Annotated in this window: 11 protein-coding genes; 8 read left to right on the top strand and 3 right to left on the bottom strand. The window is 71.8% G+C overall.

Features of this window, described 5'->3' with window-relative positions:
• Window positions 1-4: 4 nt before the first annotated feature.
• Window positions 5-244, top strand: coding sequence for a hypothetical protein (locus OG490_RS12915; protein ID WP_330296433.1), 240 nt, complete (start codon window positions 5-7; stop codon window positions 242-244).
• Between the two features lie 87 nt (window positions 245-331).
• Here OG490_RS12915 and OG490_RS12910 read toward each other — a convergent pair whose 3' ends face one another.
• Window positions 332-844 carry a MarR family winged helix-turn-helix transcriptional regulator gene (locus tag OG490_RS12910; protein WP_330296432.1) on the bottom strand — a complete coding sequence of 171 codons (513 nt, stop codon included), beginning with the start codon at window positions 842-844 and terminating at the stop codon, window positions 332-334.
• A gap of 105 nt (window positions 845-949) precedes the next feature.
• On the opposite strand from OG490_RS12910, the gene OG490_RS12905 reads away from it, so the two are divergent.
• The 4 genes from OG490_RS12905 to OG490_RS12890 all read left to right on the top strand — a co-directional run bounded on the left by OG490_RS12905 (window position 950) and on the right by OG490_RS12890 (window position 5,189).
• The gene (locus tag OG490_RS12905) at window positions 950-2,272 is read left to right on the top strand and encodes an MFS transporter (protein ID WP_330296431.1); all 1,323 of its coding nucleotides are present in this window, start codon (window positions 950-952) and stop codon (window positions 2,270-2,272) included.
• A 67-nt stretch (window positions 2,273-2,339) separates the two neighbouring features.
• A complete protein-coding gene (locus OG490_RS12900; RefSeq protein WP_330296430.1) occupies window positions 2,340-3,281 on the top strand; it encodes an EamA family transporter in 942 nt (313 codons plus the stop codon).
• A 41-nt stretch (window positions 3,282-3,322) separates the two neighbouring features.
• Window positions 3,323-4,276 carry a DMT family transporter gene (locus OG490_RS12895; RefSeq protein ID WP_443065798.1) on the top strand — a complete coding sequence of 318 codons (954 nt, stop codon included), beginning with the start codon at window positions 3,323-3,325 and terminating at the stop codon, window positions 4,274-4,276.
• A gap of 10 nt (window positions 4,277-4,286) precedes the next feature.
• Window positions 4,287-5,189: a LysR family transcriptional regulator gene (locus OG490_RS12890; protein ID WP_330296428.1), complete on the top strand. Its 903-nt coding sequence runs from the start codon at window positions 4,287-4,289 to the stop codon at window positions 5,187-5,189.
• Between the two features lie 182 nt (window positions 5,190-5,371).
• Here OG490_RS12890 and pepN read toward each other — a convergent pair whose 3' ends face one another.
• Window positions 5,372-7,957 carry an aminopeptidase N gene (gene pepN, locus OG490_RS12885; RefSeq protein WP_330296427.1) on the bottom strand — a complete coding sequence of 862 codons (2,586 nt, stop codon included), beginning with the start codon at window positions 7,955-7,957 and terminating at the stop codon, window positions 5,372-5,374.
• Between the two features lie 102 nt (window positions 7,958-8,059).
• Between pepN and OG490_RS12880 the strand changes: the two genes are divergently transcribed.
• Both OG490_RS12880 and OG490_RS12875 read left to right on the top strand, forming a co-directional pair.
• Complete coding sequence (locus OG490_RS12880; protein ID WP_330296426.1) at window positions 8,060-8,299, top strand: ribbon-helix-helix domain-containing protein; 240 nt, start codon at window positions 8,060-8,062, stop codon at window positions 8,297-8,299.
• Window positions 8,235-8,735: a DUF1203 domain-containing protein gene (locus OG490_RS12875; protein ID WP_330296425.1), complete on the top strand. Its 501-nt coding sequence runs from the start codon at window positions 8,235-8,237 to the stop codon at window positions 8,733-8,735. The genes OG490_RS12880 and OG490_RS12875 overlap by 65 nt, the downstream gene beginning before the upstream one ends.
• Before the next feature lie 60 nt (window positions 8,736-8,795).
• On the opposite strand, the gene OG490_RS12870 is transcribed toward OG490_RS12875, so the two are convergent.
• A complete protein-coding gene (locus OG490_RS12870) occupies window positions 8,796-9,824 on the bottom strand; it encodes an aspartate-semialdehyde dehydrogenase (RefSeq protein WP_330296424.1) in 1,029 nt (342 codons plus the stop codon).
• Window positions 9,825-10,076: 252 nt separating this feature from the next.
• On the opposite strand from OG490_RS12870, the gene OG490_RS12865 reads away from it, so the two are divergent.
• On the top strand, window positions 10,077-11,573 hold the full coding sequence (locus tag OG490_RS12865) for a M28 family metallopeptidase (protein ID WP_330296423.1): 1,497 nt from the start codon (window positions 10,077-10,079) through the stop codon (window positions 11,571-11,573).
• Window positions 11,574-11,675: the final 102 nt, after the last annotated feature.

Raw genomic sequence — 11,675 nt, 5'->3', positions numbered from 1 at the left:
CACCGTGGACAAGAAGAACGCTCTGCGCGCCGGCGCCGTCACGGCCGGAACGACGCTGATGATGCTGCTGATGACGTCTCCCGCCCTCGCGCTCACCCGCGACGACGGTGACGACCCGGGTCCGGGCCTGAGCATTGCCGAGACGCTCGGCCTGTACGTGGCCGCGCCGATCGTGCTGTTCCTGGTCATCGCCGGTCTGGTGATCGTGGGCGACAAGTCGCGCAAGGAGCAGAAGGAGAGCTGACCCCGACGGGGTCTTCGCTCCACTCGACACTTCCGGGGCGCCGGAGGTCCGTATGGACCTCCGGCGCTCAGTCGTACCCGGTCCCGGTTACGGGGCCCCCGCCAGCAGCTTGCGCAGTAGCCCGGTGAGCACCGCGACCTCCGCGTCGTCGAGGCCCGTGAGCGCCGCGCGCTGCACCTCCAGGCCCGCCGTGACCGCCTCGTCGATGAGTGCGAGACCGCGGTCGGTGATGGTCACCTGGAGCCCCCGCCGGTCGTGCGGATCGGGGTTGCGGCACAGCAGCCCGGCCTTCTCCAACTTGTCCAGCCGCCCCGTCATCCCGCCCGTGGTGAGCATGAGGGTGGCCGAGAGCTGCCTCGGTGAGAGCGTGTACGGGGCTCCGCTCCGGCGCAGGGTGGCCACGACGTCGAACTCGCCGCGCGAGATCCCGTAGCGGTTGTAGGTCCGTTCCATGGCGTCGCCCATGGTCTTGGCGATCCGGTAGATCCGGCCGAATACGGCCATGGGTGCGGTGTCCAGGTCGGGTCGCACGGCGAACCACTGGGCGGCGATCGCATCGACGGCGTCGGCGGCTTCGGCCGCGGGCGTGTGCTCGGTCATGGGCGCAGTATCCGGCTTCCGCTTGCTTGTCCGCAAGAAAGTTACTTGACGCTAAGTAGCTTAGCGGTAAGCTACTTGCAAGCGACCTACTCGGGGGAGAAGAAAATGGCGGTCAGGAGCAAGCGGGAGCGGGTGGCGGGCGAGCGGTCCCTGCTCGCCGGAGTGGGGATCAGCGCCATCGGGATCGGCATGTACGTGCCGTTCTCGCTGGTCTTCTTCCACCAGGTCACCGGGCTGTCCTTCGCCCTCGTCGGCGCCGTGCTGACCGTGACCGGCCTGGCCGGCCTCGGCTTCATGCCGCTCGCCGGCTCGGCCGTCGACCGCTTCGGAGCACACCGCCTCAACCTGGTCCTCTACGCGGTCCGGGCCCTCGGCTTCGCCCTCTACCCGCTCGCCGACTCGCTGCCCGCCTTCGCCGCCGTCGCCCTGGTCACCGCACTGGCCGACCGCTCCTTCTCCGTCGTCCAGCAGTCCCTGATCGGGGAGGTCGCCCGGGGCGCCGCCCGCGACCGGCTCCAGGCCTCCGTCCGGGCCCTGCAGAATGCCGGCATGGGCGCGGGCGGCCTGCTCGTCTCCGGGGTCCTGGCCGTCTGGGGTCCGGCGGGATTCGCCTACACCGCCTACGGGAACTCCCTGGCCTTCGCCCTCGCCGGACTGCTCGTCGCCCGGGTCCGCCCACTGGGCGACGCCTCCGACCGCTCCACCCCCTCCGCGCCCTCGGCCGGGCGCCCGGCCGCCGGCTACCGCATGGTGCTGCGCGACCGCCCCTTCCTCGCCCTGACCGGCGCCAACTTCCTGACGGCGCTGGGCTACGCGGCCCTCTCCGTGCTCTTCCCGCTCTACATCTCCACCTGGCTGCACGGCCCCGCCTCCCTCACCGGAGCGGCGTTCACCGTCAACACCGTCCTGTGCGCCGGGATCGGCGTCCTGGTCGCCGGCCGGGTCCGCCGCTCCGGGGCCCGCCGCACCCGCTCGGCCGCGCTGGGCTCCCTGCTCTTCGCCGCCGCCTTCGTGGCCCAGATCGTCCTCGGCACCCTGCGCCCCGGGCCGGGCGTGACCATGGTCGCCCTGCTCGCCGTCGTGGTCGTCTACACCCTCGGCGAACTGGTCCACAGCCCCGCCGGCGGCGCCCTGTCGGTCTCCGCGGCCCCCGAGGCGGTCCGCGGCCGCTACCTCGCCACCTACAGCCTGTCCTACTCGCTGGCCAGCGCGCTGGCCCCCTCGCTCTTCACCGGGCTGATCGCCCTCGACGGCCGCCTGCCCTGGGCCGTCCTCGCCGTCGCCGCCGCCGTCGCGGCCCTGGCGCTGGTCCGGCTGGAGCCGTACCTGCCGGCCGAGGCCGTCCACGCGGAGCCGCCGGCCGTGACCGCCGCCCCAGGGGCCGCGGCCGCCGGTCCGGCCGCGCGGCCCGAGCCCGCCGCCGTCTGAGCCCGCAGCCCCTTCGAACCCCCTGCCCGCGTCCCGCGTTCCTCACCTGCCCGAGGAGTCACCCGCCATGAAGCGCATCGCCACCATCGCCCTGACCGCCCTCGCCCCCGTCTCCTGGGGCTCCACCTACGCCGTGGCCTCCGAGCTGCTGCCGCCCGACCGGCCCCTGTTCACCGGGGTGATGCGGGCCCTGCCCGCCGGGCTGCTGCTCACGGCCCTCGCCCGGACCCTCCCCAAGGGGCAGTGGTGGTGGAAGTCCGCGGTCCTGGGCGGCCTCAACATCGGCGCCTTCTTCCCGCTGCTGTTCCTCTCGGCCTACCGGCTGCCCGGCGGGGTCGCGGCCGTGCTGGGCTCCGCCGGACCGCTGTTCGTCGTAGGACTGTCCGCGCTGCTGCTGGGGGAGCGGGCCCGGCTGCGGACCGTGCTCGCCGCCGTCGTGGCGGCCCTCGGGGTGAGCATGGTGGTGCTGACCGCCGAGGCGGAGCTCGACCTGATCGGGGTCGCGGCCGGAGTCGTCTCCTCGGTCTCGATGGGCGCCGGCACCGTCATGACCAAGCGCTGGGGGCGCCCCGAGGGGGTCGGCCCGCTGGCCATGACCGGCTGGCAGCTGACCGCGGGCGGCCTGATGATCATCCCCGTGGCCGCGCTGGTGGAAGGGGCGCCGCCGGCGCTCGACGGCAGGGCCTTCCTCGGCTACGGCTACATGATGCTGATCAACACCGGGATCGCGTACTGGCTCTGGTTCCGCGGCATCGGGCAGCTCAGCGCCACCTCGGTCACCCTGCTCGGCCCGCTCTCCCCGCTGACCGCGGCCGTCATAGGCTGGGCCGCGCTGGGGCAGGCGCTCTCGCCCGTACAGGTGATCGGCATGGCGATCGCCTTCGGCGCCACCGTCGCGGGGCAGCTGGCGGCCGGGTCCTCGCGGCCCAAGGCGGAACCGTTCAGTTCTGCTGAAGAAATCGATCGAAATGATTCGATGGACCTGACGGGTGATTCGGTGCGACGGTAGGGCGAAGAATCGACAAACCGACCCCGAGGGGGAGACGCACAGTGGCCGTCATGGACCGCGACCAGACCGTTCCACAAGCAGAGCAGCAGCACGGCGACCAGGGCGCCCCGGCCGAGGCCGGGAACAAGAAGGGGTCCGCCGGCCTCGGCGTGCTCCTCGCCCTGCTCGCGACGGTCGTCTGGTCCGGCAGCTTCGTCGCCACCCGCGGCATGGCGGACAGCATCCCGCCCGTCCAAGCCGTCTTCTGGCGCTGGACGATAGCCACCGTCGCCGTCGCACCCTTCGCCGCCCGCCAGGCCTGGCAGCAGCGCGCCCTGATCCGCAAGCACTTCGGCTACACGGCCCTCGCCACCCTCTTCGGCGTCACCCTCTACAACACCCTCGTGCACCAGGCCGGACTGACCACCTCCGCCTCCAACATGGGCATGATCATGGCCGCCTCGCCGGTCATCATGGCCCTCTACGCCCGCCTCGGCGGCGAACGGCTCGGCGCCCGGCGCACCTTCGGCCTCGCCCTCGCGGCCCTCGGCGTCCTGCTCCTCGTCGGCAAGGGCTCGATCCGCTTCGACTTCTCCGCCGGCGACCTGTGGATGTTCGCCGCCGCGCTCTCCTTCGCCACCTACAGCGCGCTCCTCAAGCGCAAGCCCGCCGAACTGGGCGGCCTCGCCTTCCTGATCACCACCTTCGTCCTCGGCGCCCTCATGCTGGCCCCCGCCTACGCCGTCTCCGTCAGCGTCCAGGGCGGCTTCCACGTCACCCCCTCCACCGCCGGAATGCTCCTCTACGTCGGCGTCTTCTCCTCCGCCGTCGCCTTCTTCGCCTGGAACAAGGCCGTCTCGATCATCGGCGCCGCCCGCGCCGGAGTCGTCTACTACCTCCAGCCCGTCTGCGTCGCCGGACTCGGGTTCCTCCTCATCGGCGAGCACACCGGCCCCGCGCAGCTCCTGTGCATGGCGCTGATCCTCGGCGGCGTGAGCCTGGGTGCCCGGCGGTAGGTTCGGTCCCATGATCGAGTGGGACATCAAGAAGCTGCGGATCCTGCGGACCCTCGCCGACCAGGGGACCGTCACCGCCACGGCCGAGGCGCTGCACATGACGCCCTCGGCCGTTTCGCAGCAGCTGACCAACCTGGCCAAGCTGCTGGGGGTCCCGCTGCTGGAGGCCCAGGGCCGCCGGGTCCGCCTCACGGACGCCGCACACCTCGTGCTGCGCCACGCCGAAGCGGTCTTCGCCCAGCTGGAGCGGGCCGACGCCGAACTCACCGGGTACCTGGCCGGGGAGGCGGGGGAGGTGCGGATCGGGGCCTTCTCCACCGCCGTACCGGTCCTGGTGGTCCCCGCGGTGGCGGCCCTGAGGCGCTCGCACCCCGGAGTGGAGGTCCGCGTACGGGAAACCGAGGCTGCCGAGTCCTACGAGCTGCTCTCGGCCGGGGTCGTCGACCTGGCGCTGTCGCTGGCCGCGCACGCCCCGACCGCCCGCGACCCCCGCTTCACCCGGATGACGCTGCTGGAGGACCCCCTCGACGTGGCCCTGCCCCCGGACCATCCGCTGGCCGGAGCCCCGGAACTGCGCCTCGCCGACCTCTCCGGCGCCCCGTGGATCTACGGCGGCAGCGGGCCCTGGTCGGAGATCACCCGAGGCGCCTGCGAGGCGGCGGGTTTCGTACCGGAGCAGGCGCACTCGGCGTCCGGCTGGACGGCGATCCTGGCCATGGTCGAGGCGGGCATGGGCGTCGCCCTGGTGCCCCGCATGGTGTCGAGCCGGGCGTCGGGCGTCGCCGTCCGGGTCCTGTCCCACGACCGCCCCACCCGCCACGTCATCGCGGCCCTGCGCCGCGGCTCCGAATCGGCCCCGGCGGTGGCGCATGCGCTGGCTGCCTTGCGGGCCGTGGCCGCCGCGAGGGCGTAACCGCTGCGCGGGGCTGTCCCCTACCCGCCCTTCCGCCATCCCCCAGACTCCGTCCGGGGGGACCCCCAGCCGGGCTCTGCCCGGACCCGGTCCTCAAACGCCGGACGGGCTGGATACATCCAGCCTCGCCGGCGTTTGAGGCGCGGGGTCCGGGGCGGAGCCCCGGGAGCGGAGCCGCAGGATCAGGCGGCAGCGGCAGCCGCGTCCGCCGCCTGGGCGCGCAGCGCGCGCTCCACGCCCGAGCGGGACTCCGAGACCAGTCGGCGCAGGGCGGCGTTCGGCTCGGCCGAGGCGAGCCAGGCGTCCGTGGTCTCCAGGGTCTGCTGGGAGACCTGGAGGGACGGGTAGAGGCCCACCGCGATCTGCTGGGCGATCTCGTGGCTACGGGTCTCCCAGACCTGCTTGACCACCGCGAAGTACTTCTCGGTGTACGGGGCGAGGAGCTCGCGCTGGTCGGTCTGGACGAAGCCGCCGATCACCGCCTCCTGCACCGCGTTCGGGAGCGAGTCGTCCTCGACGACCGCGGCCCACGCCTGGGCCTTGGCCTCCGCCGTGGGACGGGCCGCGCGGGCGGTCGCCGCGTGGCGCTCGCCCGCCGCCGTCTTGTCGCGCTCCAGCTCGGCCGCGATGGCCGGCTCGTCGGCGACGCCGGTGGCGACGAGGCGCTCCAGGAAGGCCCACCGCAGCTCGGTGTCGACGGCCAGGCCCTCGATCTCGGCCGAGCCGTCCAGCAGCGCCGACAGGTAGGTCAGCTGCTCCTCGGTGCGGGCCGTCGCCGCGAAGGCACGGGCCCACGCCAGCTGGTGGTCGCTGCCGGGGGCCGCCGCGCGCAGGTGCTCCAGCGTGGCCTCGGTCCAGATGGCCAGGCCCTGGTCGCGCCACGCCGGGTCGGCGTACAGGTCGACCGCGAGCCGCACCTGGCGGTGCAGCGACTGGACGACGCCGATGTCCGACTCCTTGCCGATGCCCGACAGGACCAGCGCGAGGTAGTCGCGGGTGGCCAGTTCGCCGTCGCGGGTCATGTCCCAGGCCGAGGACCAGCACAGCGCGCGCGGCATCGACTCGGTGAAGTCGCCCAGGTGCGCGGTGACGTGTCCCAGCGAGACCCCGTCCAGGCGGACCTTGGCGTACGACAGGTCGTCGTCGTTGAGCAGTACGACGGCCGGGCGGGTGCGGCCGGTCAGCTCGGGCACGACGGTCAGGTCCCCGTCGATGTCCAGCTCGATCCGGTCGGTGCGCACCAGCTTGCCGTCGACCAGGTCGTACATGCCGACCGCGATGCGGTGCGGACGCAGGACGGGCTCGCCCTTGGCGCCGGCCGGCAGGGCCGGGGCCTCCTGGCGGACCGCGAAGGAGGTGATGGCGCCGGAGGCGTCCGTCTCGACCTCGGGGCGCAGGATGTTGATGCCGGCCGTTTCCAGCCACGCCTTCGACCAGGCGGTCAGGTCGCGGCCGGAGGTCTCCTCCAGTGCGCCCAGCAGGTCGGACAGGCGGGTGTTCCCGAAGGCGTGCGCCTTGAAGTACGCCTGCACGCCCTTGAAGAAGGCGTCCGTGCCGACGTAGGCCACGAGCTGCTTGAGCACCGAGGCGCCCTTGGCGTACGTGATGCCGTCGAAGTTGACGAGGACGTCGTCCAGGTCACGGATCTCGGCCATGATCGGGTGCGTGGAGGGCAGCTGGTCCTGCCGGTACGCCCAGGTCTTCATGGAGTTGGCGAAGGTGGTCCACGCCTGCGGCCACCTCGAACCCTCGGCGTCGGCCTGGCAGGCGATCGAGGTGTAGGTGGCGAACGACTCGTTCAGCCACAGGTCGTTCCACCACTCCATGGTGACGAGGTCGCCGAACCACATGTGGGCGAGCTCGTGCAGGAGCGTCTCGGCGCGCGCCTCGTACGCGGCGTCCGTCACCTTCGAGCGGAAGATGTACTGGTCGCGGATGGTGACCGCGCCCGCGTTCTCCATCGCGCCCGCGTTGAACTCCGGCACGAAGAGCTGGTCGTACTTGGCGAAGGGGTAGTCGTAGGCGAACTTCTCCTGGAACCAGTCGAAGCCCTGCCGCGTGACGTCGAAGATGTGGTCGGCGTCGAGGAACTCGGCCAGCGAGGGCCGGCAGTAGATGCCGAGCGGGACGGACTGCCCGTCCGGGCGCTCGTAGGAGCTGTGCACCGAGTGGTACGGGCCCACGATCAGGGCCGTGATGTACGTGGAGATGCGCGGGGTGGGCTCGAAGCGCCAGACGTTGTCCTTGACGTCGGCTGCGTCCGGCGTGGGGGAGTTCGAGATGACCGTCCAGCCCTCGGGGGCCGTCACGGTGAACCGGAACGTCGCCTTCAGGTCAGGCTGTTCGAAGTTGGCGAAGACGCGGCGCGCGTCCGGAACCTCGAACTGGGTGTAGAGGTAGGCCTGCTCGTCGACCGGGTCGACGAACCGGTGCAGACCCTCACCGGTGTTGGTGTACGCGCAGTCCGCGACGACGCGGAGCTCGTTGGCACCGGCGGCGAGGTGACCCAGCGCGATCCGGGAATCCCGGAACACGGCGGCCACGTCCAGCGCCTTGCCGTTGAGAACGACCTCGTGCACGGCCGGAGCGACCAGGTCGATGAAGGTCTCGGCGCCGGCCTCGGCGGAATCGAAGCGCACGGTGGTGACGGACGGGTACGTGCCGCCCTCCTGCGCTCCGCTGAGATCGAGTTCGATCTCGTACGAGTCGACGGTGAGCAGCTTTGCGCGCTGCTGAGCCTCTTCACGGGTCAGATTCGTGCCTGGCACGCGTTCATCTCCTTTGATGGTGACGTAGGTCCGCCATCTTTCCACGCGGGGCCGCGAACCCGTCGGGAGATACCTTGCGTGGTCGATTGCCTACCATGAGGCATGAGGATCAGCTTGAGCCTGCCCATCGAGGACATCGACTTCCTCGACCGGTACGCGGAGCGGAACGGCCTTCCCTCCCGCTCCGCCGTTCTCCGGATTGCAGTCGGCCTGCTGCGGGAGCGCGAGGGCGGAAACCCGCCGGACAGCGGCGGGCGGCGGCGCGACGCTGATGGGCATGACCATCAGGTACTGGGCGAGGCCCATCGAGGAGGCGGCGCTCAAGGAGCTCCGCGTACGTGACGACGCGGGGCGGGAGTGCGTCCCGTACGCCGACGGCGAGGGCGGTGCGCCGTTGAGGTGCTGCCTGAGGCCGAGCGCGGCCGGGGAGCGGATCGCCCTCGTCTCCTACGCGCCCCTGCGGCGCTGGGCCGCCGCCACCGGCGCCGAGCCCGGTGCGTACGACGAGCAGGGGCCCGTCTTCATCCACGCCGAGCACTGCGGCGGTCCGGCCGGCCGCGAGGCGTACCCCTTCGGCAGGACGGCGGCGCAGCGCACCGCCCGGCGGTACGACGCCCGCGGGCACATCCTGGGCGGGCGGGTGCTCGATCTCGGCGACGACCCCGACGGTGTGATCGAGGGTGCCCTGGACGAGGCGTTCGGCGACCCAGAGGTGGCCCTCGTGCACGTCCGGGCCGCCGAGTTCGGCTGCTTCCACTACGAGGTGCGCCGGCCCTGACACGAGGAAGGGGCGGCGCCGTGGCGGCGCCGCCCCTTCCGTTCCCGCGTGCGAGGGGGATCAGCCGCGCAGTTCCTCGGCGACCAGTTCCGCGATCTGGACCGCGTTCAGCGCGGCGCCCTTGCGGAGGTTGTCGTTGGAGAGGAACAGCGCGAGGCCGTTCTCGACCGTCTCGTCGACACGGATGCGGCCCACGTACGAGGCGTCCTTGCCGGCGGCCTGGAGCGGGGTCGGGATGTCCGAGAGCTCGACGCCCGGGGCGTCCTTCAGCAGCTCGTAGGCGCGCTCCACGCTCAGCGGACGGGCGAAGCGGGCGTTGACCTGGAGGGAGTGGCCGGAGAAGACCGGCACGCGCACGCAGGTGCCGGAGACCTTGAGCTCGGGGATCTCCAGGATCTTGCGGGACTCGTTGCGGAGCTTCTGCTCCTCGTCGGTCTCGAAGGAGCCGTCGTCGACCAGGTTGCCCGCGAGCGGGACCACGTTGTAGGCGATCGGCCGCTGGTAGACCTTGGGCTCCGGGAACTCCACCGCGCCGCCGTCGAAGGTCAGCTGGTCGGCGGCCTCGGCGACCGCGCAGGCCTGGCCCTTGAGCTCGGCGACGCCCGCCAGGCCCGAGCCGGAGACGGCCTGGTAGGTGGTGGCGATCAGCGCGGTCAGGCCGGCCTCGTCGTGCAGGGGGCGCAGCACCGGCATCGCGGCCATGGTGGTGCAGTTCGGGTTCGCGATGATGCCCTTGGGGCGGTTCTTGATCGCGTGCGGGTTGACCTCGGAGACGACGAGGGGAACCTCGGGGTGGCTGCGCCAGGCGGAGGAGTTGTCGATCACGACGGCGCCCTGCGAGGCGACCTTCTCGGCGAGGGCGCGGGAGGTGGCGCCGCCCGCGGAGAAGAGCACGATGTCCAGGCCGGAGAAGTCGGCCGTGGAGGCGTCCTCGATGGTGATCTCGCGGCCCTGCCACTCGATGGTCGAGCCGGCCGAACGGGCCGAGGCGAACAGCCGCAGCTCCTCCACCGGGAACTTCCGCTCGGCGAGGATGCCGCGCATGACTCCGCCGACCTGTCCGGTGGCTCCGACGATTCCGACCCTCACGGTGACTCCCTTTGATCCGTACGACGCGGGCGCGCGTGAAGCCATCATGCGTTCGACCCCACGAGCCTTGTCCAATCCATTGTCCGAGGAGCGGACGGTGTGCGGAGTGTGAACCACGGTGACAACTCCGTGGCGGCCGTGTTGCACCCCTGCTCACTGCCCTTTTTGCCAGGTCGAAGCCGGTTACGGTCCGGTCTGTCGCGTCCGTAATGCGGACGTGTTTTCCGTACTTCGAACTCGGGGGGAACCACCGTGCGCTCCATCCGCCACCGCCGCCGGTCCATACCGGCGCTCGCCGCCCTCGCGGCCGTCGCCGTCGCCGCACCCGTCCTGCTCGCCGCCACCCCGGCGGCCGCCGCCCACGGGCCGCGCGAGGGCAGACTCGCCAAGGAGCTGGTGGAGGAGGTCACCGCCCGCGGCGCCTACCGGCACCTGGCGAAGTTCCAGCAGATCGCCGATGCCAACGGCGGCAACCGTGCCGCCGGCACGCCCGGCCACGCGGCCTCGGCCGCCTACGTCCACGACACCCTGGCCAAGGCCGGCTACCAGGTCTCGTACCAGGACTTCGACATCTACGAGGCCCGCACGAGGACCGAGAAGACCACTGTCGTCGGCGGCGCCGATCCGCGGGAGCTGGCCACCGCCGCCTTCACCTTCACCAAGTCCACCCCGGCCGGCGGACTGACCGCCCCGCTCGCCCTGGCCCGGGTCGACGAGAGTCCGGGCTGCACCGCCGACGACTACCCGGCCGGTGCGTTCGCGGGGAAGATCGCCCTGGTCAAGCGCGGCGCCTGCACCTTCGTGGAGAAGCAGAAGGCCGCCGCCGCGGCCGGCGCGATCGGCGTGATCGTCTACAACCACAGCGGGACCACCCCGGTCCGGGGCGGGTTCTCCTCGCCCGCCGAGGGGATCGTCCCGAGCGCCGGGATCACCCTCGCCGACGGCGAGGCGCTGACCGCGGCCGCCGCCAAGGGCGAGGTGACCGTACGCCTGGACCTTGACCAGGAGCACGTGAAGAAGACCACCCGCAACGTGATTGCCGAGACCAGGGGCGGCCGCTCCGACCGCGTGGTCGCGGTCGGGTCCCACCTGGACTCGGTCACCGAGGGTCCCGGCATCAACGACAACGGCTCCGGCTCGGCCGGTCTGCTGGAGGTGGCCCTCAAGCTCGCGGACCAGGGCGCCAACAAGAAAGGCAAGGGCAAGCAGACCACCAACAAGGTCCGCTTCGCGTGGTGGTCGGCGGAGGAGCTCGGCCTGCTGGGCTCCGAGCACTACGTGGCGCAACTGTCCGACCAGCAGAAGAAGGACATCGCGCTCTACCTCAACTTCGACATGATCGCCTCGCCGAACCCGGTGCAGTTCGTCTACGACGGCGACGACTCGGACAAGACCGGTGAGGGCGCCGGTCCGGCCGGCTCGGACCGGATTGAGGCGCTGATCAACGGCTTCCTCGACAAGAAGGGCAAGCCGCACGAGGGCAGCGACTTCGACGGCCGCTCCGACTACGGCCCGTTCATCGCGAACGGCATCCCGGCCGGCGGCACCTTCACCGGAGCCGAGGGCATCAAGACCCCCGAGCAGGCCGCGCGGTACGGCGGCACGGCCGGGGCCCCGTACGACCCGAACTACCACGGGGCGGGGGACACCCTGAAGAACCTGGACCTCAAGGCCTTCGACACCAACTTGGACGTGATCGCCCACGCGGTCGGCACGTACGCGCAGGACCTGAGCTCGCTGGGCAGGTGACGTAGCGCCCGAGGGGGGGCAAGCAGAAGGGGCGGGTACCCGATCGGGTACCCGCCCCTCCGTCATGAGGTCATACGGTCACGCTGTCACGCTGTCACGCGG

Source organism: Streptomyces sp. NBC_00503, assembly GCF_036346895.1.
Classification (GTDB): Bacteria; Actinomycetota; Actinomycetes; order Streptomycetales; family Streptomycetaceae; genus Streptomyces.
The sequence above is the reverse complement of the archived record's forward strand: the minus strand, read 5'-3'. Positions and strand labels throughout refer to the sequence as shown.